Annotated in this window: 28 protein-coding genes; 14 read left to right on the top strand and 14 right to left on the bottom strand. The window is 76.2% G+C overall.

Features of this window, described 5'->3' with window-relative positions:
• Positions 1-39: 39 nt before the first annotated feature.
• Together BXA05_RS05310 and BXA05_RS19970 are read right to left on the bottom strand one after the other, a co-directional pair.
• Positions 40-651 (bottom strand): DUF6993 domain-containing protein, encoded by a 612-nt coding sequence (locus BXA05_RS05310; RefSeq protein WP_076404224.1) that lies wholly within the window; start codon positions 649-651, stop codon positions 40-42.
• A 52-nt stretch (positions 652-703) separates the two neighbouring features.
• Positions 704-862, bottom strand: a complete 159-nt coding sequence (locus BXA05_RS19970) for a hypothetical protein (protein WP_021483806.1) — start codon at positions 860-862, stop codon at positions 704-706.
• Between the two features lie 169 nt (positions 863-1,031).
• Here BXA05_RS19970 and BXA05_RS05305 point away from each other — a divergent pair, with 169 nt between their 5' ends.
• Entirely contained in the window at positions 1,032-1,514 is a 483-nt protein-coding gene (locus BXA05_RS05305) for a glutathione peroxidase (RefSeq protein ID WP_076404223.1), read from the top strand.
• Between the two features lie 35 nt (positions 1,515-1,549).
• On the opposite strand, the gene BXA05_RS05300 is transcribed toward BXA05_RS05305, so the two are convergent.
• Entirely contained in the window at positions 1,550-2,212 is a 663-nt protein-coding gene (locus tag BXA05_RS05300) for a nucleoside/nucleotide kinase family protein (protein WP_232422921.1), read from the bottom strand.
• 30 nt (positions 2,213-2,242) lie between these two features.
• Positions 2,243-3,121, bottom strand: coding sequence for an AraC family transcriptional regulator (locus tag BXA05_RS05295; RefSeq protein ID WP_076404222.1), 879 nt, complete (start codon positions 3,119-3,121; stop codon positions 2,243-2,245).
• A gap of 130 nt (positions 3,122-3,251) precedes the next feature.
• Between BXA05_RS05295 and BXA05_RS05290 the strand changes: the two genes are divergently transcribed.
• Positions 3,252-3,797: a carboxymuconolactone decarboxylase family protein gene (locus tag BXA05_RS05290; protein ID WP_076404221.1), complete on the top strand. Its 546-nt coding sequence runs from the start codon at positions 3,252-3,254 to the stop codon at positions 3,795-3,797.
• Positions 3,798-3,808: 11 nt separating this feature from the next.
• Complete coding sequence (locus BXA05_RS05285) at positions 3,809-4,588, top strand: MOSC domain-containing protein (protein ID WP_211435825.1); 780 nt, start codon at positions 3,809-3,811, stop codon at positions 4,586-4,588.
• A gap of 10 nt (positions 4,589-4,598) precedes the next feature.
• On the opposite strand, the gene BXA05_RS05280 is transcribed toward BXA05_RS05285, so the two are convergent.
• Entirely contained in the window at positions 4,599-6,380 is a 1,782-nt protein-coding gene (locus BXA05_RS05280; protein WP_083711511.1) for a SpoIIE family protein phosphatase, read from the bottom strand.
• Between the two features lie 174 nt (positions 6,381-6,554).
• Between BXA05_RS05280 and BXA05_RS05275 the strand changes: the two genes are divergently transcribed.
• Positions 6,555-7,226, top strand: a complete 672-nt coding sequence (locus BXA05_RS05275) for a response regulator transcription factor (protein WP_043652826.1) — start codon at positions 6,555-6,557, stop codon at positions 7,224-7,226.
• Entirely contained in the window at positions 7,211-8,452 is a 1,242-nt protein-coding gene (locus tag BXA05_RS05270; protein ID WP_143311052.1) for a sensor histidine kinase, read from the top strand. The genes BXA05_RS05275 and BXA05_RS05270 overlap by 16 nt, the downstream gene beginning before the upstream one ends.
• Here the strand turns inward: BXA05_RS05270 and BXA05_RS05265 are convergent.
• From BXA05_RS05265 to BXA05_RS05245, 5 genes are all read right to left on the bottom strand, one after another.
• The gene (locus tag BXA05_RS05265; protein ID WP_076404591.1) at positions 8,418-9,137 is read right to left on the bottom strand and encodes an FAD:protein FMN transferase; all 720 of its coding nucleotides are present in this window, start codon (positions 9,135-9,137) and stop codon (positions 8,418-8,420) included. The genes BXA05_RS05270 and BXA05_RS05265 overlap by 35 nt on opposite strands.
• Positions 9,138-9,160: 23 nt before the next feature.
• Entirely contained in the window at positions 9,161-9,688 is a 528-nt protein-coding gene (locus BXA05_RS05260) for an FMN-binding protein (RefSeq protein WP_043652828.1), read from the bottom strand.
• Positions 9,685-11,085 carry a ferredoxin reductase family protein gene (locus BXA05_RS05255; RefSeq protein ID WP_083711507.1) on the bottom strand — a complete coding sequence of 467 codons (1,401 nt, stop codon included), beginning with the start codon at positions 11,083-11,085 and terminating at the stop codon, positions 9,685-9,687. The genes BXA05_RS05260 and BXA05_RS05255 overlap by 4 nt, the downstream gene beginning before the upstream one ends.
• A 103-nt stretch (positions 11,086-11,188) precedes the next feature.
• A complete protein-coding gene (locus tag BXA05_RS05250) occupies positions 11,189-13,108 on the bottom strand; it encodes a heavy metal translocating P-type ATPase (RefSeq protein WP_076404220.1) in 1,920 nt (639 codons plus the stop codon).
• Positions 13,109-13,239: 131 nt separating this feature from the next.
• Positions 13,240-14,949 carry an alpha/beta hydrolase gene (locus tag BXA05_RS05245; protein WP_076404219.1) on the bottom strand — a complete coding sequence of 570 codons (1,710 nt, stop codon included), beginning with the start codon at positions 14,947-14,949 and terminating at the stop codon, positions 13,240-13,242.
• Positions 14,950-15,069: 120 nt separating this feature from the next.
• Between BXA05_RS05245 and BXA05_RS19965 the strand changes: the two genes are divergently transcribed.
• Both BXA05_RS19965 and BXA05_RS05235 read left to right on the top strand, forming a co-directional pair.
• Positions 15,070-15,261 carry a toxin HicA gene (locus BXA05_RS19965; RefSeq protein ID WP_076404218.1) on the top strand — a complete coding sequence of 64 codons (192 nt, stop codon included), beginning with the start codon at positions 15,070-15,072 and terminating at the stop codon, positions 15,259-15,261.
• Positions 15,262-15,344: 83 nt separating this feature from the next.
• Positions 15,345-15,671, top strand: coding sequence for a type II toxin-antitoxin system HicB family antitoxin (locus tag BXA05_RS05235; protein ID WP_043652837.1), 327 nt, complete (start codon positions 15,345-15,347; stop codon positions 15,669-15,671).
• An 81-nt stretch (positions 15,672-15,752) separates the two neighbouring features.
• Here the strand turns inward: BXA05_RS05235 and BXA05_RS05230 are convergent, their stop codons facing one another.
• The 3 genes from BXA05_RS05230 to BXA05_RS05220 are packed head-to-tail and all read right to left on the bottom strand — an operon-like array spanning position 15,753 to position 18,081.
• The gene (locus tag BXA05_RS05230; RefSeq protein WP_083711693.1) at positions 15,753-16,994 is read right to left on the bottom strand and encodes an SLC13 family permease; all 1,242 of its coding nucleotides are present in this window, start codon (positions 16,992-16,994) and stop codon (positions 15,753-15,755) included.
• A gap of 5 nt (positions 16,995-16,999) precedes the next feature.
• Positions 17,000-17,749, bottom strand: coding sequence for a cation efflux transmembrane domain-containing protein (locus BXA05_RS05225; protein ID WP_076404588.1), 750 nt, complete (start codon positions 17,747-17,749; stop codon positions 17,000-17,002).
• On the bottom strand, positions 17,746-18,081 hold the full coding sequence (locus BXA05_RS05220; RefSeq protein ID WP_043652840.1) for an ArsR/SmtB family transcription factor: 336 nt from the start codon (positions 18,079-18,081) through the stop codon (positions 17,746-17,748). The genes BXA05_RS05225 and BXA05_RS05220 overlap by 4 nt, the downstream gene beginning before the upstream one ends.
• A gap of 97 nt (positions 18,082-18,178) precedes the next feature.
• Between BXA05_RS05220 and BXA05_RS05215 the strand changes: the two genes are divergently transcribed.
• From BXA05_RS05215 to BXA05_RS05190, 6 genes are all read left to right on the top strand, one after another.
• Entirely contained in the window at positions 18,179-19,840 is a 1,662-nt protein-coding gene (locus BXA05_RS05215; protein WP_076404217.1) for an ATP-dependent DNA ligase, read from the top strand.
• Between the two features lie 140 nt (positions 19,841-19,980).
• Positions 19,981-20,634 carry a fasciclin domain-containing protein gene (locus BXA05_RS05210; RefSeq protein ID WP_076404216.1) on the top strand — a complete coding sequence of 218 codons (654 nt, stop codon included), beginning with the start codon at positions 19,981-19,983 and terminating at the stop codon, positions 20,632-20,634.
• Positions 20,635-20,777: 143 nt separating this feature from the next.
• Positions 20,778-21,656 carry a DUF4397 domain-containing protein gene (locus tag BXA05_RS05205; RefSeq protein WP_043652848.1) on the top strand — a complete coding sequence of 293 codons (879 nt, stop codon included), beginning with the start codon at positions 20,778-20,780 and terminating at the stop codon, positions 21,654-21,656.
• Complete coding sequence (locus tag BXA05_RS05200; protein WP_076404215.1) at positions 21,653-22,375, top strand: class F sortase; 723 nt, start codon at positions 21,653-21,655, stop codon at positions 22,373-22,375. The genes BXA05_RS05205 and BXA05_RS05200 overlap by 4 nt, the downstream gene beginning before the upstream one ends.
• Before the next feature lie 89 nt (positions 22,376-22,464).
• Positions 22,465-23,046 (top strand): RNA polymerase sigma factor, encoded by a 582-nt coding sequence (locus BXA05_RS05195; RefSeq protein ID WP_051027776.1) that lies wholly within the window; start codon positions 22,465-22,467, stop codon positions 23,044-23,046.
• Complete coding sequence (locus tag BXA05_RS05190) at positions 23,030-23,851, top strand: anti-sigma factor (RefSeq protein ID WP_076404214.1); 822 nt, start codon at positions 23,030-23,032, stop codon at positions 23,849-23,851. Before BXA05_RS05195 ends, BXA05_RS05190 begins: the two co-directional genes overlap by 17 nt.
• 29 nt (positions 23,852-23,880) lie before the next feature.
• Here the strand turns inward: BXA05_RS05190 and BXA05_RS05185 are convergent, their stop codons facing one another.
• Positions 23,881-24,459, bottom strand: coding sequence for a dihydrofolate reductase family protein (locus tag BXA05_RS05185; protein ID WP_076404587.1), 579 nt, complete (start codon positions 24,457-24,459; stop codon positions 23,881-23,883).
• Between the two features lie 76 nt (positions 24,460-24,535).
• On the opposite strand from BXA05_RS05185, the gene BXA05_RS05180 reads away from it, so the two are divergent.
• The gene (locus tag BXA05_RS05180; protein WP_061268151.1) at positions 24,536-25,108 is read left to right on the top strand and encodes a TetR/AcrR family transcriptional regulator; all 573 of its coding nucleotides are present in this window, start codon (positions 24,536-24,538) and stop codon (positions 25,106-25,108) included.
• Positions 25,109-25,115 lie beyond the last annotated feature (7 nt).

The following is a 25,115-nucleotide window of genomic DNA, read 5'->3' as shown; positions in this document are numbered from 1 at the left end:
GCCGGGCCTCGCGGCCACAGGCGCCCGGTGCGAGGGGCGTCAGTGCGCCGGCATCTCCAGGCAGCCGCCGTCCGCGATCGGACCCCCGGCCTCGAGGGTCACGGCGTCGGGCGCGACGCCCCCGAACACGCAGCCGCCGGGCACCGCGACGCCCACGCCGACGGTCGTCGCGACCTCGCCGGACGCCGTCGTGCCCACGACCTGCACGGTCTCGAACCCCGCGGCGGCGAGCGCCGCCGCGACCTCGTCGGCGTCGACCGCCGAGCCGTCCGCGACCGGGTCGAGCGCGGCGCGGACGGCGGGCACCGAGCGGGCCGCCTCGGCGTCGCGCTCGGGCGTGCCCTGGCGCTGGCGGTACGCCTCGTTCGACGCGTCGAGCGTCGTCTCGCGCCCGGTCCCGGCGCCGGCCGAGGTGCTCGCCGGGGCGCTCGCGACCGACCGCTCGGCGGAGGCGCCCCGCTGGTCGGCCCACGACCGCATCCCGACCGTCACGACGGCGAAGTACCCCACGACGCCGACGAACGCGAAGATCGCGATGCCCACGACCACGCCGACCACCGCCCGGGTCACGGGCGAGGTGGTGTCGGGGCCGTCGTCCGGTCCCCCGTCGTGTCCGTGGCCCGGGCCGTCGTCCGGCAGCCGCGTCGTCATGCCCCGAGTCTGTCCCGCGCGGGCGCGGGAGGCCACCGAGATTCCGCCGCTCCTACTGCTCGCGCGCGGCGCGGACGCCCTCGAGCCAGCGGTCGAACTCCTCCGCGAGCTCCTGCGGGGACATCCGGAGCGCCTCGGCCGGGCTCGTCGCCTCCCGGCCTGCGACGTACAACCGGCGCACCATGTCGGTCTTCGGGGTCCACGGGCGCATGGAGGCGTCCCTTCTCTCGGCTGCTGGCATCGCGCACATACTTCAGCACGCCACGGGCAGGCTCGCGCGCGCTCGACCGGGGGTCGGGACGGGTTCCGCACGACGTCACACCCGCGGTGCGAGGATGGGACGGGCCCGGACGCGCCGGCGCCTCGCCCGAGGAGGTCCCATGAGCCTGTACGACATCCCGTTCGACGCCATGGACGGGACGACGCACACCCTGCGCGAGCACGCGGACGACGTCGTGCTGGTGGTCAACGTCGCGTCGCGGTGCGGGCTCGCGCCGCAGTACGCGACGCTCGAGGCGATGCAGGAGAAGTACCGCGACCGCGGGTTCACCGTGATCGGGTTCCCGAGCAACCAGTTCCTGCAGGAGCTCGGCAGCAACGAGGCGATCCAGGAGTTCTGCTCGCTCACGTACGGCGTCACGTTCCCCGTGGTGGACCGCGTGCGCGTCAACGGCCGTCACGCGCACCCGCTCTACGCGGAGCTCAAGAAGACGCCCGACGCGGACGGCAAGGCGGGGCGCGTCACGTGGAACTTCGAGAAGTTCCTCGTCCTGCCGGGCGCCGAGGTGCACCGGTTCCGGCCGCGCACTCTGCCCGACGACCCGGCGATCGTCGAGCTCGTCGAGACCCACCTCCCCCGCTGACCGCGCCCGCTCCGGCCCGCCCCGCCAGCGGTGGCTCAGCGGACCACGAGCGCCGGGTGCCGCGGGTCGTCGACCCGCACGACGACGTCCGCCACGTCCTCGGGACGGACCTCCTGCGCGTACCGGCCGTAGGCGGCGAGCGTCCACGCCGCGTCGGGCGCGGTGCGGCGCGCGAGCGTCGCGGGACGCAGGGCGAGGTGCACGGTGAGGTCGAGCGCGAGGCCGAGGCCCAGGCAGAGCGCGCCGTCGAGCACGACGACGAGGCCCGGCTCGGCCTCGACGTACGCGGCGCGCGTCGACCGGCTCGTCGCGGGGTCGCGCAGGCTCGGCAGGTAGCGGCCGGTACCACCCGGCCCGACGGCGTCCAGCACCTCGCGCCGGAGCCCGGCCACGTCGACCCACTCGTCGAGAAGAGCGTCGGGGTCCTCGCGCCCGCGCTCGAGGCGCAGCGACGCGGGGCGCCAGAAGTCCTGCACGCGCACGCGCGCGACCGGGCGGCCCGCCGCGCGCAGCGGCGCGACCAGACGATCCGCGAGGTCCTCGGGCCGCGTGGAGGGGTGGCCGTCGACGAGGAGGCGGACCGCCCGGGGCTGCTCACGCCCGACGGCGAGCACGCGCTCGACCACCCGGTCCACGAGGACGTCCTCGCTCAGCGGCTCGACGCGCACCGGCTCGACCCGCCTCGGTTCGGCCCGCACCGTTCGACCCGCCCCTTCGACCGCACCGCGTCAGGATGCCACGGGCGGCGCGACCGGGTCCGCGCGCTCGGCCAGCCACGCGCGCGGCGAACGGCCGACGCGGTGGCTGAACGCGCGCGAGAACGCGGCGGGCGTCGCGTACCCGAGCTCGGTCGCGGTCCGGCTCACCGAGTTGCCCGCCCGGAGCCGGTCCTGCGCGACGGTGAGGCGCCAGCCGGTCACGTAGTCGCCGGGCGGCTGCCCGACGACGGCGGTGAACCGGGCGGCGAACGCGCTCCGGGACAGGTGCGCCGCGCGCGCCATCGACGCGAGCGTCCACGGCTCCCCCGGAGCCTCGTGCACCGCGACGAGCACGGGCGCGAGGCGCTCGTCGGCGAGGCCGGGGAGCAGCCCCGGCGGGAGCGCGAGGTCGTCGGCGTGGTCGAGGATCCACCGGAAGAGCTGCACGAGCACGACCTCGAAGAGCCGGTCGGCGAGGACGCGACGGCCGCAGCGGACGTCGTCGATCTCGCGGAAGAGCAGGTCGAGCGCGGGCTCGAGCCCCGCGACGTCGGCGAGCGGCAGCACGAGCACGGGCGGCAGCGTGCGCACCAGCGGGTGGGTGGCGCCGCCCTCGACGTCGAGCGTCGCGCACGCGAAGTCGGAGTCCGCGGTGGGTGCGTTGTGGAACGCGTGGTCGAGCGGGCGCGGGTAGAAGAGCAGGCTCGGGCGGTCGACGCTGCGGCGCTCGACCCGGCCGTCCGCGCCGACGTGGGTCATGTCCATCTCGCCCCGCCGGAGCACGTGCAGGAACCCGCGCCCGGGCCGCGCGTCGAACGTCGTGACGCCGCACAGCGGCCCGGTGTGGAAGAGGTGCGTCCGCACGCGGAACCGCTCGAGCAGGTGCGAGAGTCGGTCGACGGGAGCCATCGCCCCAGGATGCCAGACGATCGGACACGTTCCGAGGACGATTCGTTCCCCGTCGTCCGACGCGACCGACCAGGCTGGACGGCGTCGGCCCCGCCCGGGACCGGCGTCCCCGCAACCGGAGGAGATCCTCGTGTCCCGTGTCCCCCTCGTCAGCCCCGAGTCCGCCACCGGCCCAGTCGCCGACGGGCTCGACCAGATCCGTGCCGCGTTCGGCGGCGTCCCGGCGATGTTCCGGGCGGTCGCGAACTCGCCCGCCGCCCTGCAGAGCATGTGGGGTGCGTTCGGCGCCCTCGGCACCGGCACGCTCGGCGCGGCCGTCGGCGAGCAGATCGCCGTCGCCGTCGCGAACCGGAACGCGTGCGCGTACTGCCTCGCCGCCCACACCGCGCTCGGGCGCAAGGCCGGCGTCGCGCGCGACGACCTCACCGCCGCGCAGGACGGCACCGCGTCCGACCCGCGCGTCGAGGCGCTGCTGCGCTTCGCGCTCGCCCTCGTCGACGCGCGCGGTCACGTGACCGCGCAGGACGTCCAGGCGGTGCGCGACGCGGGGTGGACCGACGAGCAGGTGGTCGAGGTCGTCGCGCACGTCGCGCTCAACCTGTTCACCAACTACGTCAACGTGGCGCTCGACGTCCCCGTCGACTTCCCCGCCGTCGGCCTGCGCCGCGCCGCCTGAGAGGAGCCACCGTGCCGTCCCGCCCCGCCGCACCGTCCCGCCCCGCCGCACCGTCCCGACCTGGCGACCCGCGCTCCCCCGTGCCGGCCCCGGGGCCCGCGAGCGCCGTCGTGCTGGAGGTGCGCACCGGCGGGGTGGGCACGGTGGCCCACCGCGGGCGCGACGTGCCGACGGCGTTCCGCAAGCAGCCGCGCCTCGGCCCCGTCGCGGTGGGGACGGAAGGGCTGGAGGGCGACGCGCAGGCCGACCGGCGCGTGCACGGCGGCACCGAGAAGGCGGTGTGCGTGTACCCGGTCGAGCACTACGCGGCGTGGCGCGACGAGCTCGGCGCGGACCTCCCGCCCGGCGCGTTCGGGGAGAACCTCCTGACGCGCGGGCTCACCGAGGACGACCTGCTGCTGGGCGACGTGCTCACGCTCGGGACGGCGACCCTCCAGGTGAGCATGCCGCGCCGCCCCTGCTACAAGCTCGCGGCCGTGCACGGCCTCGTCGACCTCCCGGACCGGGTCCAGGCGTCGGGTCGCACGGGCTGGTACCTGCGCGTGCTCACGCCCGGCACGGTGCGGGCGGGCGCGACCGCCGTCGTCGTCGACCGGCCGGCCCGGAGCGCGACGGTGCGGGAGGTCAACCGGGTGATGAACCTCGACCGCGACGACCTCCCGGCCGCCGCGGCGCTCGCCGCGCTCCCGACGCTCCCCGCGCGCTGGCGCGACACGCTCGCGCGCCGGCTCCGGGGCGGGACCGAGGACGACCGGGCGCGGCTGCGGGGGCCGCTCGCCGAGGGTCCGTAGCGCCCGCCGCTCAGGGGTGGGGCGGCGCACCACCGTCGGATGCCGCGGCCTCGTCCCCGCGTGGCAGGCGGACGACGAGCAGGCACGTGTCGTCCTCGTCGCTGCGGCCCCCGGCCTGGTCGAGCAAGTGGTCCCGGACGGCGGCAGCGTCCGCGTCCGCCGGGGCGCGGCCGAGGGCCCGCGCGAGCTCCGCGACGCCCTCGCGCTGGCCCCGGGCGCGGGACTCCACGAGGCCGTCGGTGTACAGCACGAGCACGCTCCCGGCACGCGGTCGCAGCCGGGCGGCCGTGACGGGCCGGGGCGTGACGACCCCGATCGGCGTGGTGAGCGACTCGTCGAGCGGGCGGACGGCGCCGTCGGGCGTGCGGAGCAGGGGCGGCGGGTGGCCGGCCCGGCAGTAGACGAGCTCGCGCCCGCCGTCCGCGTCGGGCGGCCCGAGCGTCGCGACGACGCACGTCGCGACGTCCGCGAGGCCGAAGCGCTTCACGAGCCCGTCCAGGCGCTCGACGACCTCCTCGGGCGTCGTGCCGTCCGCCGCGACGGTGAGGAGCGCCGACCGGATCTGACCCATCGCGGCGGCGGCGTGCATGTCGTGCCCGACGACGTCCCCCACCACGAGCAGCACGCGGCCGTCGGGCAGCTCGATCGCCTCGAACCAGTCGCCGCCGACCGCCGCGGCGCCCACGGACGACCCGCCTCCGGCGGGCCGGTAGACCACGGCCACGTCCAGCCCGTCGAGGGATCCGAGCCGCGGCAGCATGCGCTCCTGCAGGGTGTGCGCGGCGTCGCGCTCGCGCTCGTAGAGCCGCGCGTTGTCGAGCAGGAGGCCGATCCGGTGGCCGAGATCCTCGAACATCACGGCGTCCTCGTCCTCGAAGAACCCGGGCTGCGCGCTGACCACGGCGAGCACGCCGACGATCCGGCCGCGGGCCCGCAGCCCGACGGACATCGCGGAGCCGAGCCCGAGCTCGTGCATGGCGGCGAGCTCCTCCTCGTCCGCGTGCGGCGAGACGAGGTCGGGCGTGACGTCGAACGGCCGCGCGAACCGCGCGCCGCCCCCGAGCACGTCGACCGCCGCGAGCGAGCGGTCCGCCCAGCCCGGTGTCCGGGACAGGCGCCGGGCGGCATCGGCGAGCGCCGGGTCGTGCGACGCGACGTCGGTGCGCGAGCGCCCACCCGGGTACGTCACGACGACCGCCCAGCACGAGAACACCTCGGCCACGGCCTGTGCCGCCTCGGCGAGCACGTCCTCCGTGCCGAGCAGCTCGCCCAGGCGCTCGACGAGCCGCGTGGTCGTGGTCAGCCGACGGTTCGCCGAGATCGCGGCGTCGAGGGCGGCCTCGCGCGAGCGCGCCGTCTCCACCCGCGCCGTGACGTCGGCCTGGACGCCCACGAAGTGGGTGAGGGTGCCGAGCTCGTCGTGCACGGGCGAGATCGTGAGCTGGTTCCAGAACGCTGTGCCGTCCTTGCGGTAGTTGAGCAGCGTCTCGCCCGCCGTGGTGCCGCCGTCGACCGCGGCCCGGATCCTCGCGACCGCGTCGCGGTCGGTACCCGGGCCCTGGAGGAACCGACAGTTGGTGCCGAGCACCTCGTCCGCGGCGTAGCCGGTGGTCGCCGTGAACGCCGGGTTGACCCAGACCAGAGGCACCCCCGGGGCGCGGGCGTCCGCGATGGTGAACGAGACCTCGCTCGCAGACATCGCGCGCCGCTCGAGCGCGGCGGCGAGGCGCTCCGCCTCGGCCGGTGCGAGGGCGGCGCGCGCGGGGTCGGAGGGTGCGGAGGACGCGACCACAAGACGCCTCTCGGCTCGACGACGGGCGTCCTGTGCTCGAACGCCCGGAACACTGTCGCACGTCGCGACCGTCCGTGAGGACCCGCTCCGGGCGGGCGGCGGTGCGTCGGCCGCAGTTGTGCCCGACCGCCCGGCGGTCAGAATGGACACGTCCGGGAGACGAGGCGGAACCGCATGACAGTCGAGGCACGGGTCCTCGTGGTCGAGGACGACCGCATGCTCGCGGACATGCTCGTGGAGCTCCTCGGGAGCGAGGGCTACGCCGTCGAGGTCGCGCACGACGGCCAGCGCGGGCTCCACCTCGGCCTCACGCGCGAGTACGACCTGCTGCTCCTCGACCGTGGCCTGCCCGCCGTCGAGGGGCTCGACCTGCTCGCCCGGCTGCGCTCGCGCGGCGTCACGGCGCCCGCGCTCGTGCTGTCGGCGCTCGGCAACCCGGCCGACCGTGTGGCCGGCCTCGACGCCGGGGCCGAGGACTACGTGGGGAAGCCGTTCGACGTCGACGAGCTGCTGGCGCGGCTGCGCGCGCTGCGCCGGCGGGGCCAGGCGTCCCCGGCGGCGGGCGCGATCCGCCTCCCGGGCGGCACGCTCGACCTCGGGACCCGCCGCGTGACGACGGACGCAGGCACGACCGCCGACCTCTCGGCGCGCGAGGCCGCGCTCGCCGAGGTCCTCGCCCGGCACCCGCACCAGGTCTTCGGCCGGGACGAGCTGCTGGAGCGCGTGTTCCCCGAGGCGTCCGACCCGGGGGTCGTGGACACCTACGTGTACTACCTGCGCCGCAAGCTCGGCCGCCGCGCGGTCACGACCGTGCGCGGGCTGGGGTACCGGTGGGGCGCACTGTGATCACGGGCGCGGAGCGCGACCTCCTGCGGCGCACGAGCCGGCGCCTCGCGGTGCAGACGGGTCTCCTCGTGCTCGTGAGCCTGCTCGTGGTGGCGGCGGTCGTCCTCGCCGTGGTGGCTCGCGCGCTCGGCGAGGCGGACGACCGTCGGCTCGAGTCGGCGGCGTCGGCCGACGAGGTCACCGACGCGGGCCCAGGGATCTGGGTCGCCGTGGCCTCGCCGCGCGGTGTCGACGCGTCGCCCGGGATGCCGGCCGGCCTGCCCGACCTCGGTCTCGTCGAGCAGGTGGCACGCACGGGGACGAGCGCGCGGGAGCGGGTGACGACCTCGGCAGGCACGTTCGAGGTGCTCACGGTGGAGCGTCGGGACGGCGTCGTCCAGGCCGTCCTCGACCCGTCCGAGACGCGCGAGGAGCTGGCGCGCCTCCTCCTCGCGCTCGGTGTCGCGACGGCCGTCGGGGTCGTGCTCGCCACCGTCGGGGGCTGGTGGCTCGGGCGTCGCGCCGTCCTCCCCACGGCGCAGGCCCTCGCGATGCAGCGGCGCTTCGTGGCAGACGCGAGCCACGAGCTGCGGACCCCCCTCACCCTGCTCTCGACGCGCGCGCAGCTCCTGCGTCGCCGGCTCGAACGACCGGGCCCGGGGACGGCGGAGCAGGTGGCGCGCGACGTCGACGGGCTCCTCGAGGACACGGCCGCGCTCAGCGACGTGCTCGACGACCTGCTGACGGCCGCGGACACGCGGTCCGTGGACCTCGTACCCGTCGACCTCGCGGCGCTGGCCGACGCCGTCGTGCGCTCGGCCGAGGCGCGCGCGGCGTCGCGCTCCGTCGCGCTGCGGCGCGCGGGGACGGACGACCTCACGGTCGCGGGGGCGCCGGCCGCGCTGCGCCGCGCGCTCACCGCGCTCGTGGACAACGCGGTCGACCACGCGACGCACGAGGTCGTCGTCACGGTGCGGCGCGCCGGGTCGGCCGCGCAGGCGCTCGTCGACGACGACGGACCCGGGCTGGGCGAGGACGCCGGCGACCTGTTCGCACGCTTCGCCTCGCGCCGCCCCGGGCCGGCACCCGACGAGGGCGGGCGCCGCCACTACGGGCTGGGGCTCGCGCTCGTCGCGGAGGTCGCGGCCCAGCACGCGGGCACCGTGGAGGCGACGAACCGCCCCGACGCACCGCACGGGGCCCGTCTCGTGCTCACGCTGCCGCTCGGCCCGCCGGCCCGTCGCTGACGACCGTCCCGTCCGGGAGGACGGCGAGCACGAGGGCGGCCCCCTGGTCCACCGCCCACGCGACCCCCTCCTCGCCCAGCGCGAGGACGCTCGTCGCGAGGACGTCGGCGGTCGTGAGGTCGGGCGCGACGACGGTCGCCGACAGGAGCCCGCGCGCGGCGGCACCCGTGCGCCCGTCCCACACGTGGAGACCGCGCTCGTACGTCCCCGACGTCGCCACCGCGCCGTCGTGCAGCTCGACCCGCGCCACGAGCCCGTCCACGCGCGCCGGGGAGCGCACGCCCACCACCCAGGGCCGGCCGGGCTCCGGCCCGCCACGGACGGCGACGTCCCCGCCGGCGTTGAGGCACAGGTCGGAGAACCCCGCGGCGACGAGCCGGTCCACCGCGCGCTGCGCGGCCCAGCCCTTGACGACGCCGTCGGTGTCGAGCGTGCCGTCCGGCCGGTGCACGTCGAACGCGCCACCGCTCGCGACGCGCGCGGCCTCCGCGAGGTCGAGCACCTCGCGCAGGTCCCGGGAGGGGCGCGCGACGAGCCCGCGCCGGTGGCGGGACAGCTCGCTGTCCGCGCGTCGCCCGCTGAACCGCGCGTCCGCGGCGTGGAGCACCGCGAACGCCGCGCGGGCGGCAGCCTGCGCACGCTCGTCGTCGGGCGCGCGCAGGTCCAGCGACATCGGCAGCCCCATGACCGTCTCCGTCCGGCGCACCGTCAGCCCCGCGCGTCGATCGCGGCCTGGAGGGACTCGCGGTAGCCCTCGGAGGTGTAGGTCGCCCCGGAGACGGTGTCGATGCGCGCGGACTGCGCCCGCACGGCCTCCTGCGCGAGCAGCGGCGTGGCGCGCGCGGAGATCTGGGAGCTCTCTCCCCCGCTGGGCGACCGCACGGTCTGCACCGCGTCGAGGTGCGTCCCGGTGAACGTCACCGCGACCTGCACCGGCCCGTACCGCGTCTGGACGACCGACCCCGTCACGGTCGCCCGCGTCGGGTCGGGCGTGCCGGTGCCCGGGCTCGCCGGGGACGTGCCCGGGTCCGTCGAGCCCGCGGTGGAGGGGGCCGGCGTCGGGGTCGTGGGGGTCACGGGCTCCGACCCCGCGACGACGGCGGCGGGACCAGCCGACGTCGCGGACCCGTCCCCGGCGAGGCCCGGCACCCCGCCGTACCGCGCGAGCGCGGCGGCCCCGAGCGCGAGCACGCTGCCCGCGTAGACGATCGTCCCTCTCCAGCGGCGTCCGGTCATGACAGGCTCAGCTCCTCGTGGTGGACGGCGGACCGCGGCACGCCCGCGCGGCGTGCCGAGTCCTCGACGGTGGCGACCATCGCGGGCGGACCGCACACGAACACGTCGCGCGACGCGATGTCGGGGACCAGGGCGTCGAGCCGCCCCGGGCCCAGGGGGTCGTACCCGAGGTCGGCCCGGCGGCCCACGACGGGCAGGTACGTGAGCGGCGCGTCGGCGAGCTCGTGGCCGAGGCCGAGGTCCGCCCGGGACCGGGCGCGGTGCACGACGACGACGTCGTGACCGCGCGCGACCAGGTCCTCCGCGAGCGCCCGCACGGGCCCGACGCCCGCGCCCCCGGCGACGAGCAGCACACCGCGGCGTCGCGCCCGGGCGGCGGTGAAGCGGCCGAACGGTCCCTCGAGGAGCACGCGCGTCCCCGGCCGCAGGTGGGCCACCGCGCGCGAGTGGTCGCCCAGGCCACCGACGGTGAAGCGCAGGTGCTCGCCGTCGGGCGCGACGGAGACCGAGTAGGGGTGGGCGGTGACGACGTGGCCCCGCGCGAGGAAGCGCACGAGGAAGAACTGGCCCGCCCGTGCCCCGGCGTCCGCGAGCGCCGGACCCGACACCCACACGCTCGTCATCCCCCCGGCCTCCGGCACGACCGCGCTCACCCGCGGCGCGTCCCGGAGCACGCCCAGGAGCGGCAGCACCACGCGCCACGTGAGCAGGGCCGCGGCGGTGCCCGCGTAGAGGAGCACCCAGGCGGCGCGGGCCGTCGGGTCGGCGACGAAGTGCGCGCCCGCCGTGACCTGGTGCGCGAACGTGAGGTACACCCCGGCGTAGATCGTCAGGTGCACGAGGAACCACGCCTCGTACGACAGGTGCCGCCGCACGAGGCGCGCGCCGGACACCCCCACGACCACGAACAGGCCGGTGCCGACCAGCGCCGCCGTCATGTCCGGCTCCGCCAGCACGAGGGTGAGCGCCTGCCACCAGGACGCGGCCTGCGCCGGCAGGGCGGTCCCGGCCACCATGAGGAGCGTGTGCGTGAGGACGAGGAGCACGACGGCCGTCCCGAGGACGCGGTGCCACGCGACGAGCCGGTCCAGGCCCACCGCACGCTCGAACCAGGGCACGCGCCCGACGAGGAGCAGCTGGGCGCAGACCAGCACCGACGCGACGAGCCCCACGAGCTCCCCCACGCCGGTGAGCGCGCCGGCCGGGGACGCCCCGGCGGACGGCGGCGTGCCCCGCCACCAGAACGCGACGACGAGCACGAGGACACCGACCAGCGCCGCCCGCAGGACGACCGCGCCCGGAGCGGGTGCGCCCGCTCCGCGCCGTGCCCGGGCCGTGGCCCGGTCCTGGGGCTGGGCCTGCTGGGCCGACGTCCGGCGCGTCGTGAGGATGCTCATGCGAGACAGCGTGCCCGCCGATTCTCAGAGCATTCTCGGAGACGGTGCCGGGGGTCCGGGGTCCGATCCTCTCGTCCGCCCGTGGGCGGGTGGACGCCGGGTCTCAGCGGGACGACGCCGCCGGCACGAGCGGCTCGCCGACCTCCGCGGCGGATGCCGACCGGGACGGTCCGGGCGGCGTCTCGTCCCTGCCCGGGCGGGTGGCGAGCAGCGCCCACAGGATGCACGCGAGGTCGACGACCTCCTGGAGCCACGCCCCCGCGAGCGCGGGGAGCCGCCCCGTCGCGGCCACGACCATGAGCAGCCCGGACAGGGCGACCCCGATGCCGATGGCCTGCCACGCGACCCGCACGGTGCGGCGGCCGATCCGCACGGCGCCGACGGTGCGCGCGAGGTCGTCGCGGACGACGACGGCGTCCGCGGACTCGGTCGCCGCCGTCGAGCCCCGTGCGCCCATGGCCATGCCGACGTCGGCCACCGCGAGGACCGGGGCGTCGTTCACGCCGTCCCCGACCATCATCACGGGGCGGTCCGGCAGCGCACGCACCGCGTCGACCTTGTCCTGCGGGAGGAGGCCGGCGCGCACGTCGTCGATGCCCACCTGGTCCGCGACGTGCCGGGCGGTCGCCGCGCCGTCGCCGGTGAGCATGACGGTGGTCCGCACGCCCGCGGCGTGGAGGGCGGCGACGGTGGGGCGGGCCTCGGCCCGCAGCTCGTCGGCGAGGAGCACGGTCCCGGCGTACGCGCCGTCGACGCCCACGTGGACGGCGCTGCGGCCCGCGCCGGGCACGGGGACGCCCGCGGGCGCGCCCGCGGTGACGAAGGCCAGCCGACCGACCGCCACCGCGTGGCCGTCCACCGTCGCGCGGGCTCCCCGGGCGGTCTCCTCCGTCGCGTCCCGTGCGGCGGGCAGCGCGAGGTCCCGCTCCTGGGCCGCGCGGACGATCGCCGCCGCGAGCGGGTGCACCGAGTACTGCTCGACGGCGGCCGCGAGCGCGAGCACGCGGTCCGGCGTGCGGTCGCCCGCGGGCAGGACCTCCACGACGACCGGCGCCCCGTGGGTCAGCGTGCCCGTCTTGTCGAACGCGACGGTGCGCACGCGCGAGAGCTGTTCGAGCGTGCCCGCCGACTTCACGATGATCCCGTTCCGGGCCGCGCGGGACATGCCGGACATGAAGGCGACCGGGGCCGCGATGATCAGCGGGCACGGCGTCGCGACGACGAGGACCTCGGCGAAGCGGGTCGCCTCGCCGCTGAGCGCCCACGCTGCGCCCGCGAGCGCGAGGGCGGCGACCGTGAACGGCACCGCCACCCGGTCGGCGAGGCGCACGAACGGCGCCTTGGACTCCTGCGCCTGCTTCACGAGCTCGACGATCGCCTGGTACTGCGAGCCCGCGGCCGTCGCGGTCGCCCGGACCTGCGCCGCTCCGCCGCCGTTGACCGACCCGGACAGCACGGTGTCCCCGCGCCGGTGCTCCACGGGGAGCGACTCCCCGGACAGCGACGACTCGTCGAGCGTGGCCGCCGTGCTGAGCAGGACGCCGTCCACCGGGACGACCTCACCGGGCCGCACCCACACCTCGTCGCCGGGGCGCACGTCGTCGACGGGGACGTCCTCGAACTCCCCGCCGGGCCCGGCCCGGTGGGCGACGCGCGGGGCGCCGGCCAGCAGGCTCGAGAGCTCGCGCCGCGCGCGCCCGTTCGCGTAGTCCTCGAGCGCCTCGCCGCCCGAGAGCATGAGGCACACCACGAGCGCGGCCCAGTACTCCCCCACGAGCACCGTGGCCGTGACGGACAGGACGGCCAGCAGGTCGACGCCGTACGCGCCCGCCCGCAGGTCCGCCACCATCGCGCGCGCCCGGACCACGACGAGCACGAGCGCGAACGCCGAGACCACGACCTGGGCCGAGCGGTCCGGACCCCAGGCCTCGAGCACGCCGCCGAGACCGCCCACCGCCACCGTGGCGACCACCCACGGGTAGCGCCGGGCGGCCTCCGTCACGCGGTGGCCCGGTCCGGTCATGCCTCCAGGGTGGGCAGACGCCGAGACCTGGCGGTAGGGCCGAACGGCCGCGACCGCAAGGGACCAGCGGGCACCGTCCGGCGGGTCAGCGGGTCAGCGGGTCAGCGGGTAAGTGGTCAGCGGTCAGCGGGTCAGACGACTGGGAGGCGCAGCGCCTCCCCGAGCGGGACCGACGGGCCCTGGAACGGCACGACGTCCTGCTCGCACGTGGCGCCGTCGGTCGCGTCGAGGTCCACGAGGTACCGCACGACAGCGTCGTCCGCGCACGCGCTCTTGCCGATGATCGTGTGGCCCCAGCCCTCGACGGTGAGCACGCGGGCGTCGGGCCAGCGGTCCGCGTAGGGCTGCGTGAACCCGTACGGCGTCGCGGGGTCGAACCGGGTGCCGACCACGAGGACGGGGGCGTCCGTCGTCTGGTCCCACGGGCCCGTGAACGCGTCGCGGTCCTCGACGGGCACGAACTCGCACTGGACGCCCACCCAGCCGCGGAAGCGCCCGAAGTGCGGGTACTGCGCGTCGAGCGCGTCGACCTTCGCGGGGTACTGCCACGGCCGGCCGGGGGTCGTCGTGTCGACGCACAGGCTCGCGAGCGCGCCGCCGACGGACGCGTAGTCCTCGGCGAAGCCCGCGCGGCGGAGCAGCTCCCCCAGCGAGGGCAGCGCACCGAGCGTGCGCTGGCGGTCCGCAGCCGCGGGCGGCTCGACGGCGCCGCTCAGCACGGCGAGCGACGCGAGCGTGAGGTCGAGGTCGCCCCACGCGGCGGGCTCGTACAGGTACTGGAAGACGAGCGCCACCGTGTCCGGGTACCCGACGCGCACGCTCGTGCCGTCGGGGAGCGGCACGTCGACGGGCGCCTCGCGGAGCGCGGCGTAGGTCGCCTCGGCGACGTCGGCCGGGTCGCCGAGCGACGCGAGCGCGCACGCCGACGGCCCCGCCTCGGAGCACAGCCGCGTGAACTCGCCGAACGTCTCGGTCGCACCGGCGGCCTGCCCGATCCGAGCGCCGATCAGCTCGCGCGACCCGACGCCCGACCACGCGTCGACGTCCATCGTGCCGTCGAGCACCAGGGCGCGGACGCGGTCCGGGAACAGCGCCCCGTACGTCGCGCCGAGCACCGTGCCGTAGGAGTACCCCACGTAGCTGAGCTGCTCGTCGCCCACGGCCTGGCGCAGCAGGTCCATGTCCCGCGCGACGTTCGCCGTCGACGCGTGCGCGATCCGGTCGCCCGAGAACAGCGTGCACGACGCGCCGAACGCCGCCATCTGGCCGAGGTAGCGCCCCTCCTCGCGATCGGTCACGGGGAACGCGGGCAGGCCCGCGAGGAACGCGTTCTCCCGCTCCTGGTCGCGGAAGCACGTCGCGGGGTCGGACGTCCCGACGGCGCGCGGGTCGAACCCGATGACGTCGAACCGCGCGAGCACGTCGTCGTCGAAGAGCGATCCCCCGAGCAGGTGCAGCGTCTCGACGCCCGGACCGCCGGGGCCGCCGAAGTTGGTGAACAGGCTCCCGATCCGCTGCTCGGGGTCGGACGCCGGGAGCCGCGTCAGGCCGATGGTCGTCGTGCGGCCGTGGGGGCGGTCGTAGTCGGTCGGCACCTGCGCGGTCGCGCACTCGAACGCCTCGAGGCCGTCGCCGTCGCAGGGGCCCCACGCGATCTCGGGCACGGGTGCCTCGACCTGGGCGGCCGTCGTCGTGGCGGGTCCGGTGCGGGCCGACGCCGTGGCGGCACCGGTGCGGGCTGGCTCACCCCCCGGGCCCGCGACGGCCGCGGCGGGGACCCCGCCGAGCAGGAGGACCGCCGCCAGCGACGAGGCGGCGGCGCGGACAGTTCGTGTCGTCATCGATCGCGAAGTCATCGCTCCCCATCCGACCACGGGCCCGTGGCGAGCGCACCCGGACCTGTGCGGCCGAGCACGCCGGGCCACAGCACGGGTGGTACCACTATTGGTACCGTAGGTCTGGTGACGAAGCGAGACAAGGTGCTGGACCGCATGCGGAACAGCCCCGGCAGCGTTCGCTTCGACGAGCTCGTCGCCGTGTGCGACCACTACTTCGGCGAGCCCAGACGCAGCGGGGGCTCGCACCACGTCTATGCCATGCCGTGGCCCGGTGACCCCCGGGTCAACATCCAGAACAGCAACGGCCGGGCCTAGGCCTACCAGGTCAAACAGGTCCTCGAGGCGATCGACAGGCTCGAGGCCATGCACGAGGAGAACGACCCCTCAGAGGAGGAGAAGTGAACGCCGCCGAGCACTACAGCTACCGCGTGTCCTGGTCCGCAGACGACGGAGAGTTCGTCGGTACGGTTCTCGAGCTGCCCTCTCTCTCGTGGCTGGAGCCCGAGTCGGCCGCCGCGTTCGCCGGGATCCGGAAGCTTGCCTCCGAGGTGGTCGAGGACCTCGCAGCCTCTGGCGAAGAGGTCCCCGAGCCCCTGTCCGAGCGCCACTACTCCGGCGAGTTCCGCGTGCGGATCCCCCCGGCCATGCACCGCCGGCTCGTCGAGGAGGCTGCCGCGCAGGGCATCTCCATGAACCGTCTCGCCAACCACAAGCTCTCAGCCTGAGACAGCACGGAGCCCGCGTCCGGAGATCTCGTCTCGTCTCCTCGCGCGGGCTTCGTCATGGCGCTCGGCCGTGATGCCGGGTCACCTCGGCCAAGTCAGCGCCACGACGGCGACCCCCGCCGCGACGGCGAGGGGTGCGAGCACGAGGCCCTGACGGATCACGTGCCACGCGGGCGGCGGCTCCTGCCCGAAGGTGTGACGGCGGTACTGCTGCCACCACAGCACGGTCGCGAGCGACGCCCACGGCGTGATCAGCGGCCCTGCGTCGACCGCGACGAGCAGGGTCGCGAGCCGCTCGACGTCCTCGCCCGCCGCGGGGAGCAGCGCGAGGAACGCGGGCAGGTTGTTCACGAGGTTCGCCGCGACGACGCCCGTCGCGGCGAGGCGGGCGAGGTCGCCCGGCCCGCTCCCCGTGCCCGCGACGGCGGCGAGGAGGTCGCCGAGCCCGTGCGCGTGCCAGGTCTCCACGACCACGAACAGCGCCGCCACGACCACCGCGGACCTCCACGGCAGCATCTCCCGCACCGGCACGAGCGGGCGCACGCGCCGCCACCACGTCGCGAGCGCGAGCACCGCCGCGCCCGCGAGCGCCGTCGGCGCGACGGGCAGCTCGAGCGCGAACGCGACCGCGAGGAGCACGACGACGGCCCCGGTGACCCGCAGGAGCACCCGGTCGGGCGGCGTCGGGCCGGGACCCACGAGGTCGAACCGTCCCCGCAGGTGGCGACCGTGCAGCGCGAGCAGCACGACGACCGTCACCACGAGGACCGCGAGCGCCGGCGCCCACATCACCCCGACGTACCCGGTGCCGAACCGGTCCGCGGCGAGCAGGTTGGTGAGGTTCGAGACCGGCAGGAGGAGCGACGCCGTGTTCGCGAGCGCGAGCACGGTGAGCGCGAGCGGCAGGGGCCTGGTACCCGTGCGCCGGGCGAGGGCGAGCACGACGGGCGTGACGAGCACCGCCGTCGTGTCGAGCGACAGCACGACGGTGCTGGCCGTCGCGAGCAGCACGACGAGGACCCACAGCACGATCCGCCGACCCCCGGCGAGCCGCGCCGCCCGGGCGGCGACGGCGTCGAACAGGCCCGCGCCCGCGCACAGCTCCGCGACCACCGTGATGGCGAGGAGGAACACGAGGACCGGCCCGGTGCGCACGAGCAGGTCGCGCGCGTCCGCCGCGGGGAGCAGCCCCGTCGCGGGGAGCGCGACGACGACCACCGCGGCGGGGAGCCACGGCGGCAGACGACGGCGGCGTCGCCGGTGAGCCGTGCCCGCGGCGGCGCCGGAGTCCGCGCCGACATCAGGGGGAGGCTCGGTCGTCACGGCGGTCACTGTACGACCGGTGCACCTCGCTCGGCGGTCGAGGGCTCGTGTCGGCAGCAGTCGCAGGACGGGGCGGCGGCGTCCGTGGGGGCGGCGTGCACGACGGCGGTCGGGGCGCAGCACGCGTCGCCGCGCCAGGCCTCGACGCCCTCCTTGACCGCGACGGCGGCGATGACGAGCGCGGCGAGCGGGTCGGCCCACGACCACCCGAGGGTCACGTTGAGGACGAGCCCGACGAGCAGGACCGCCGACAGGTACGTGCACAGCAGCGTCTGCTTCGAGTCCGCGACGGCGGACGCCGAGCCGAGCTCGCGTCCGGTGCGGCGCTCGAACCACGACAGGAACGGCATGACGGCGAGGCTCACCGCGGCGAGCCAGATGCCGACGACCGAGTGCTCGGGTTCCGCCGCGCCGAGCAGCGACCGGACGGCGTCGACGGACACGAACACCGCGAGGCCGAGGAACGAGACCGCGATGACGCGCATCGCGGCCCGCTCGCGCCGGTGGGGGTCGGGCGCCGCGAACTGCCAGGCGACCGCGGCAGCGGAGAGGACCTCGACGAGCGAGTCGAGCCCGAACCCGACGAGGGCGGCCGACGACGCGACCCGTCCTGCCGTGATCGCGACGACGGCCTCCACGGCGTTCCACGCGATCGTCGCGGCGACGACCCACCGCACGCGCCGCTCGAGGACGGCGCGGCGCGCGGCCGTCAGGGCGGGGGCGGACGGCGGTGCGCCGACGGGGACGGAGGTCATGAGCACGTGCACCCGTCGGGGCCGCAGCAGGTCGGGTCGACCTGGACGACGAGCCGCAGCAGGTCGTCGAGCGCGGGTGCGAGGTGCGGGTCGGCGAGGCGGTACCAGGTGCGGCGCCCGTCGGGGATCGCCTCGACGAGCCCGCACCCGCGCAGGCACGCGAGCTGGTTGGACATGACCTGGCGGGAGACGCCGAGCGCGTCGGCGAGGTCGGACGGGTAGGCGGGCGCCTCGCGCAGCGCGAGCAGGACGCGGGCGCGCGTCTCGTCCGACAGGGCGTGCCCCAGCCGCGCGAGCGCGGCGGTGTGGGTGAGGGTGACCGTCTCGACCATGGGTGCGACAGTACACGGACTCGTGTATTCACAAAAGGATGTACCGCGGAGGGGCGCCCGGCGGGCGGGGCGTGGGTGGTCGGCGTGAGGATGGGGCATGCTGCTCGCCGAGGTCGCCGCCACGTCCGACGCCGTCGCCGCCACGCGTTCGCGCCTCGCCAAGCGCGCGGCCATCGCCGACCTGCTGCGGCGCGTCGCGGACGACGCCGAGGCCGGGAGCGCGGAGGTGGAGATCGCCGTCGCGTACCTCGCGGGCGAGCTGCGCCAGCGCCGCACCGGGCTCGGGTGGCGGTCGCTGCGCGACCTCCCCGCCCCTGCCGAGGAACCCGGCCTCACGCTGACCGACGTCGACGCCGCGTTCGCCCGCATGGCGGACCTCTCCGGCCCCGGGTCGTCGACCGCGCGCCAGGCCGAGGCCGCCGCCCTGTTCGGCGCCGCGACGGCGCGCGAGCAGTCGCTCCTCGCCGGGCTCGTCTCGGGCGAGCTGCGCCAGGGAGCGCTCGACTCCGTGGTGGTCGACGCCGTCGCCGAGGCGGCGGGCGTCCCCGCCGACGCGGTGCGGCGCGCGGTCATGCTCGCGGGCGCGACCGGGCCGGTCGCCCGCGCGGCGCTCACGGCGGGCGGCCCGGAGGCCGCGGCGGAGGCGCTCGCGACGTTCCGGCTCACCGTCGGCCGCCCGGTGCGGCCGATGCTCGCGCAGTCCGCACCCGACGTGGGCGCCGCGCTCGACAAGCTCGGGGCCGCGCCGGGCGGCGAGGACGCGTCGGGTACCGCCGTCGCCGTGGACGTCAAGCTCGACGGCATCCGCATCCAGGTGCACCGCGACGGCGACGACGTGCGCGTCTTCACGCGCTCGCTCGACGACATCACCGAGCGCGTCCCCGAGATCGTCGCGGCCGTGCGGGCGCTCCCCGGCCGGGCGCTCGTCCTCGACGGGGAGGCGCTCGTCGTCGGGCCCGACGGCGTCCCCCGCCCGTTCCAGGAGACCGCCGCCCGCTCCGCGACCCAGGGCGAGCGCAGCGCCGCCGAGGAGGCGGAGCTCGCGGCCTCGCTCGAGCTCTCCCCCTTCTTCTTCGACGTGCTCCACGCCGACGGCCGCGACCTGCTGGACGAGCCGCTGCGCGACCGGCTCGCCGTGCTCGACGACCTGCTCGCCGACCTGCTCGCCGACGCCGCCGGGCCGCTCGCCGTGCGCCGGCTCGTGACCGACGACGCCGCGGCCGCGACCGCGTTCTTCGACGCCGCCGTCGCGGAGGGCCAGGAGGGCGTCGTCGTGAAGTCGCTCGACGCGCCCTACGCGGCCGGGCGGCGTGGTGCGGGCTGGGTGAAGGTCAAGCCGCGGCACACGCTCGACCTCGTCGTGCTCGCCGTCGAGCGGGGCTCCGGCCGGCGCAGCGGGTGGTTGTCGAACATCTGGCTCGGCGCGCGCGACCCCGAGGGCGGGTTCGTCATGCTCGGCAAGACGTTCAAGGGCATGACCGACGAGATGCTCGCGTGGCAGACGCAGCGCTTCCGCGAGCTCCAGACCTCCGACGAGGGGTACGTCGTGCACGTGCGTCCCGAGCAGGTCGTCGAGATCGCGTTCGACGGCCTCCAGCGCTCGACGCGCTACCCCGGCGGTCTCGCGCTGCGCTTCGCGCGCGTCGTCCGGTACCGCGACGACAAGACGGCCGCCGAGGCCGACACGATCGACACGGTCCGCGCGCTCGCGCGCCCCCTCGGGGGCGGCACGACGGAGGGGCCTGACGCGGAGGGCTGAGCGGACGGCGCGCCGAGCGCGGCGGAAAGTCGTCCGGCGGTGGGTGCATCCGCGCGCAGCGGTCCGGGTGAAGGAGAGGTGGACGCCGCCCGGCGTCCGACGGCGCACCGCCGTCCCGTGCACGACGAAGGGACTCGACGATGAACCTCCGACGCACGCTCACCGCAGCAGGAGCCGCGCTCCTCGCCCTGGCCGCCGCGACCGCACCGGCCGTCGCGGCACCGGCACCCACGACGGCGCCGCCGTCGGGCACCGCGAGTCTCGCCTCCGTGCTCGCGGCCGACGGCGACACGTTCGACCGCAACTGGTACGACTTCGACATCGTCGACCAGGCCGTGGCCGCGGTCCTCGCCGCCAAGCCGGACAGCCCCGTGGCGGTCCTGGCCGACGGCACGGTGCCGCTCACCGCGTTCCTGCCGAACGACCGGGCGTTCCAGCTCCTCGCGTTCGACCTCACGCACCGCTGGCAGCCCACGGAGGAGCGCGTGCTCACGTCGCTCGCGGGGGCGGTGGGCATCGACGCGATCGAGCAGGTGCTGCTCTACCACGTCGTCCCCGGCGCGACGATCGACTCCGGCACCGCGCTGCGGTCCGACGACGCCGTCCTCACCACGGCGCAGGGCGCGACGTTCCGGGTCGACGTGCTGAGCGAGCGCCTCGCCCTGGTCCGCCTCGTCGACCAGGACCGCAACGACCTCGACCCGTTCCTCGTGAAGAGCAAGCTCGACCTCAACAAGGGCAACGTCCAGATCGCGCACGGCATCAGCGCGGTGCTGCGGCCCCAGAACCTCTGACCGGTACCCGTGCCCGGCCCCGCACCGCGGGGCCGGGCACTTTTTTTGATGCGTGTGCATCCAGATCCGCACCTGCGGGGGAAGAGGGGGTGTCAGCAGATCGAGCGCCCGGGACGGACCGGGCTCGACCACCGGAGGACACCATGCACCGCACCGCACGACGCACCGCCGCGCTCGCGGGCGCAGCGACCCTCGTCGCGCTGGGGGCCGTCGCGCTCCCCGCCCAGGCCGCCACCGACGACGGCGCCTCGCTCTCCGTCCTGCACGGCGTGCCGGACACGCCCGTGGACGTCTGGGTGAACGACGAGCTCACCCTCGACGACTTCCAGCCCGGCGACCTCGCGGGTCCGCTCGATCTCCCCGCCGGGACGTACACGGTCGCGATCACGGCGCCCGACGCGACGGACACGAGCTCCCCGGTCATCGGCCCGGTCGACCTCCAGCTCGCGGGCGGCACGAGCTACACCGCCGTCGCGCACCTCGACGCGGGCGGCCAGCCGACCGCGACGCTCTTCACGAACGACACGAAGCCCACGGCCGCGGGCCAGGGCCGGCTCACCGTGCGCCACGTCGCCGCGGCGCCCGCGGTCGACGTCCTCGCCGGCGGGACCGCCGTCGTCACGGGGCTGGAGAACCCGAAGGAGGCCGTGCTCGACCTGCCGGCCGGCACGATCTCGGCGACCGTCGCCGCCGCGGGCACCACGGAGCCCGTGCTCGGCCCGGCCGACCTCACGGTCGCCGAGGGCGTCAACACCATCGCGTACGCGTGGGGCAGCCTCGAGGACGGCAACCTCGCCCTCGCGACGCAGACGGTCGAAGGCCTGCACTCGTCGCCGTCGGGCGTCCCGGCCGGGCTCTCGGGCCTCGCGGCAGACGCGCCGAGCAGCACCGCGACGGGCGTCGCCATCGCGTTCGGTGCGTCGCTGTTCGGCCTGCTGCTCGTCGCGGCCACCTTCATGCTGGCGCGCGCGTGGCGCCAGCAGCACGCGGCCCACGCCGTCCGGAGCGACCGGACGGCATGACGCAGCGCACGACCGCCGGTCCCGCGCGCCCCGCCCGGGGCGCGCGGGCCGGCCTCCGGACCCTCCTGGGGGCGGTGCTCGTCACCGCAGCGGTCGTCGGCGGATGCTCCCTGCCGTCCGCCGACGGGTCTGCCGACGGACTCGGACCGTCGGCCGACCCCCTCCCCACCCCGGCCCCCCACCAGGGCGGGGAGGCGACCGCGGGGACGCCCGGGCCGGCCCGGGACGCACCGGTGCCGGTGCGCCCGGCCCGGGACGTCCCGTCTCCCCCGCCGCCGGCACCCGCACGGGTCGTCGTCGGTGATCTCGGGATCGACCTGCCCGTCGAGCCGGCGGGCGTCGACCCCGAGGGGCGGATGGCGCTGCCGGGCTCCGGCGACGTCGCCGCGTGGTACCGGTTCGGACCGGCCCCGGCGAGCCCTACCGGGACGACCCTGGTCGCGGCCCACGTGGACGACCCGGACGGGGTCGGGCCGTTCGCGCGGCTCCGCGAGATCACGACGGGCGCGAGCGTCGACGTCGTCGACGCGACGGGAACCTCGTACACCTACACAGTGACCGACATCAGGAGCATCGCGAAGCCCGACGTCCCGCTCGACACGCTGTTCGACCGCTCCGGCGAGCGCCGACTCGTGCTCGTGACGTGCGGCGGCCGCTGGGACGCCGAGCGACGCTCGTACTCGGACAACGTGATCGTGACCGCGGTCCCGTCGCGGTGACGGCCCGCACGGGCGCTACGATCGCTGCTACCCGCTCGCCGCTGCCGCTCCGAGCGGTCGGCACCGACCCTCGAGGACCCGCCCTGAACGTGACCGAGACCGGGACCACCGACCCGGACCTGTGGCGCCTCGGCCGCGACTTCGCCGACGGCGACGAGCAGGCGCTCGCCGAGGCCTACCGGCGCTGGTCCGCGCTCGTGCACACGATCGCGCTGCGCTCGCTCGGCACGCGCGCCGACGCCGAGGACGTCACCCAGCAGGTGTTCGTCGCGGCGTGGCGCGGCCGGGGCCGGTTCGACCCCGACCGGGCCCGGCTCCCGGCCTGGCTCGTCGGGATCACGCGGCACACGGTGGCCGACGCGCACGAGGCCCGGTCGCGGGTCCGCCGGTCGGAGGAGGCCGCGGCCACGACCGCCCCGGACCCGGGCCGCGCGGCGAGCGAGGACACCGACGTCGGGCGCGTCGCCGACCGCGTGCTCCTCACCGAGGAGCTGCGACGGCTCGGCGACCCGGGGCGGACGATCCTGGAGCTCGCGTTCTTCCGCGACCTGACGCACGTGCAGATCGCCGAGGAGCTCGGCCTGCCGCTGGGTACGGTCAAGAGCCACGTACGACGAAGCCTGATCCGGCTGCGCGACCGATTGGAGGTGGACGGTGCAGCACATCGATGACGAGACCCTCGCGCTCCTCGCGCTCGGCGAGGACGTGCTCGACGACGACGCGCGCGCGCACCTCTCCTCCTGCCCGGAGTGCGCCGACGCCGTCGCCCGGCTCGCGCGCGTCGTCGACGCGTTCGACGGCGCGGACGCGGCGGACGAGCTCGTCGCCCCCGACGCCGCGGTGTGGTCGCGAATCCAGGCCGAGCTCGGCCTGACGAGCGCCACCGCCGCTCCGCCCGTCGTGGCCCCCGCGGCGGTCACCGACGCTCCGACCGTGCCGACGCTCCCGCGGGACGCGGCCGGGACGGGTGCGGAGGCACCGGACAGCACGACCGGCGCGACCGGCACGGCCGTCGTCGTGCCGCTCGCGTCGCGGCGCCGGCGGGTCTGGGTCCCGGTCGCGGCGGCGGCCGCCGCCGCGCTCGTCGTCGGCGGCGTGGGCGGCATCCTGTGGGAGCGTCGCGAGGTCGAGCCGCCCGAGACGACGGTCGCGAGCGCGACGCTCGACCCGCTGCCCGACTGGCAGGGCGCGAGCGGCGACGCACGCGTCGAGGAGCGGCCCGACGGGCGGCGCCAGGTCGTCGTGACGGTCGACGCGCCGGTGCCCGACGGCACGTACCGCGAGGTCTGGCTCCTCGCGGAGGACCTGAGCGGCCTCGTGAGCCTCGGCGTGCTCGACGGCACGGAGGGTCGCTTCGACGTGCCCGACGGCCTCGACCTCGCCGAGTTCCCCGTGGTCGACGTCTCCGAGGAGCACTTCGACGGCGACCCGTCCCACTCGGGCGACTCGGTCGTGCGGGGACCGCTCGACGTCTAGGCGCACGGTCGTCGCCGCGGGACCGGCCCTCAGGCCCGCGCGTACTCCGCGAGCGTGACGCCGGATCGGAACGTCTGCGTGCCCGTCGATCGCCAGGAGAGGGGCGTGTAGTCCCGCTCGCCGAACAGCGGGACCCCGGCGCCGAGCATCACCGGGTTCACCTTGAGCGCGAGCCGGTCGATCTCGTCGACGAGCACGGCAGCGAGCGCTCCCCCGCCGCACAGCCAGATCCCCCGGCCGTCCTCCCGCTTGAGCGCGCGGACCGTCTCGACCGGGTCGGCGCCGGTGAACAGCACCCCCTCGCTCCCTTCGGGCGCCTCGCGCGTGCGGGTGAAGACGATCTGTCGCAGGTGTCGGTAGGGGTTCGGCAGGTGGTGGTCGGGGAGGCCGACGGCGTAGGTGTTCCAGCCCATGAGGACGGTATCGAAGGGGCCGTCGGCGACCGGCAGCCCGGCGGCCCCGGCCAGGTCCGTCGGCGCCGTGCCGCGGTACCGGGACCAGATGGGCGCCATGTGGTCGCCCTCGGCGAGGAAGGCGTCGAACTCGCCCCCCGGCCCGGCGATGTACCCGTCGAGGCTCACGGCGACGTAGTAGGTCAGCTCGCGCATCATGTCTCCTGACAACTACAGATGAAGTGGTTGTTGGAGACTACAACAGGTGCAGTGGTTGCGATAGCCTCGACGCATGGCGAAGAACACCGCACGGCGCAGCGCCCTGGCGGACGCCGGGATCGCCGTGCTCGCTCGCGAGGGGTCGCGCGGCCTGACGCACCGCGCGATCGACGACGAGGCCGGGGTCCCGACGGGCACGACGTCGAACTACTTCCGGAGCCGAGACGCCCTCGTCGCGGGGCTCTTCGAGCGCATCGGGGAGCGGCTCGCGCCGACACCCGAGGACCTCGCCCGACGCGCGACCCAGACGCCCGACCGCGCGCTGTTCGCGGACTACCTCCGCGACATCGTGCGCCGGTTGTCGACCGACGCCGACGTCACCCGAGCCCTGTTCGAGCTGCGGCTCGAGTCCGGCCGTCGGGGCGAGCTCGCGGCCGTTCTCGGGCCGTGGCTGCGCGCGGGATTCGAGGCCGACGTCGCGTTCAACCGGTCGGCCGGCCTGCCCGGCGGGCGCCGGGAGATCGCCTTGTTCCACTACGCGATCGACGGGCTGCTCCTCGACCGTCTCACCACGCCGATCGACCCCGACATCCCGACCGACGACGTCGTCGACGCGCTCGTGGCGGGGTTGCTCCCGGAGCGCTGAGCGGCCT

Source organism: Cellulosimicrobium funkei (genome assembly GCF_900155925.1).
GTDB lineage: Bacteria > Actinomycetota > Actinomycetes > Actinomycetales > Cellulomonadaceae > Cellulosimicrobium > Cellulosimicrobium funkei.
Note: the sequence above shows the minus strand (reverse complement) of the source record. Positions and strands in the feature narration are given on the sequence as shown.

What these genes read in the sequence shown, in the direction of transcription:
- BXA05_RS05310 (WP_076404224.1), bottom strand. Translation starts at nt 651, where the DNA reads ATGACGACGCGGCTGCCGGACGACGGCCCGGGCCACGGACACGACGGG.
- BXA05_RS19970 (WP_021483806.1), bottom strand. Translation starts at nt 862, where the DNA reads ATGCGCCCGTGGACCCCGAAGACCGACATGGTGCGCCGGTTGTACGTC.
- BXA05_RS05305 (WP_076404223.1), top strand. Translation starts at nt 1,032, where the DNA reads ATGAGCCTGTACGACATCCCGTTCGACGCCATGGACGGGACGACGCAC.
- BXA05_RS05295 (WP_076404222.1), bottom strand. Translation starts at nt 3,121, where the DNA reads ATGGCTCCCGTCGACCGACTCTCGCACCTGCTCGAGCGGTTCCGCGTG.
- BXA05_RS05275 (WP_043652826.1), top strand. Translation starts at nt 6,555, where the DNA reads ATGACAGTCGAGGCACGGGTCCTCGTGGTCGAGGACGACCGCATGCTC.
- BXA05_RS05265 (WP_076404591.1), bottom strand. Translation starts at nt 9,137, where the DNA reads ATGGGGCTGCCGATGTCGCTGGACCTGCGCGCGCCCGACGACGAGCGT.
- BXA05_RS05260 (WP_043652828.1), bottom strand. Translation starts at nt 9,688, where the DNA reads ATGACCGGACGCCGCTGGAGAGGGACGATCGTCTACGCGGGCAGCGTG.
- BXA05_RS05255 (WP_083711507.1), bottom strand. Translation starts at nt 11,085, where the DNA reads ATGAGCATCCTCACGACGCGCCGGACGTCGGCCCAGCAGGCCCAGCCC.
- BXA05_RS05250 (WP_076404220.1), bottom strand. Translation starts at nt 13,108, where the DNA reads ATGACCGGACCGGGCCACCGCGTGACGGAGGCCGCCCGGCGCTACCCG.
- BXA05_RS05245 (WP_076404219.1), bottom strand. Translation starts at nt 14,949, where the DNA reads ATGACGACACGAACTGTCCGCGCCGCCGCCTCGTCGCTGGCGGCGGTC.
- BXA05_RS05225 (WP_076404588.1), bottom strand. Translation starts at nt 17,749, where the DNA reads ATGACCTCCGTCCCCGTCGGCGCACCGCCGTCCGCCCCCGCCCTGACG.
- BXA05_RS05220 (WP_043652840.1), bottom strand. Translation starts at nt 18,081, where the DNA reads ATGGTCGAGACGGTCACCCTCACCCACACCGCCGCGCTCGCGCGGCTG.
- BXA05_RS05215 (WP_076404217.1), top strand. Translation starts at nt 18,179, where the DNA reads ATGCTGCTCGCCGAGGTCGCCGCCACGTCCGACGCCGTCGCCGCCACG.
- BXA05_RS05210 (WP_076404216.1), top strand. Translation starts at nt 19,981, where the DNA reads ATGAACCTCCGACGCACGCTCACCGCAGCAGGAGCCGCGCTCCTCGCC.
- BXA05_RS05205 (WP_043652848.1), top strand. Translation starts at nt 20,778, where the DNA reads ATGCACCGCACCGCACGACGCACCGCCGCGCTCGCGGGCGCAGCGACC.
- BXA05_RS05200 (WP_076404215.1), top strand. Translation starts at nt 21,653, where the DNA reads ATGACGCAGCGCACGACCGCCGGTCCCGCGCGCCCCGCCCGGGGCGCG.
- BXA05_RS05185 (WP_076404587.1), bottom strand. Translation starts at nt 24,459, where the DNA reads ATGCGCGAGCTGACCTACTACGTCGCCGTGAGCCTCGACGGGTACATC.
- BXA05_RS05180 (WP_061268151.1), top strand. Translation starts at nt 24,536, where the DNA reads ATGGCGAAGAACACCGCACGGCGCAGCGCCCTGGCGGACGCCGGGATC.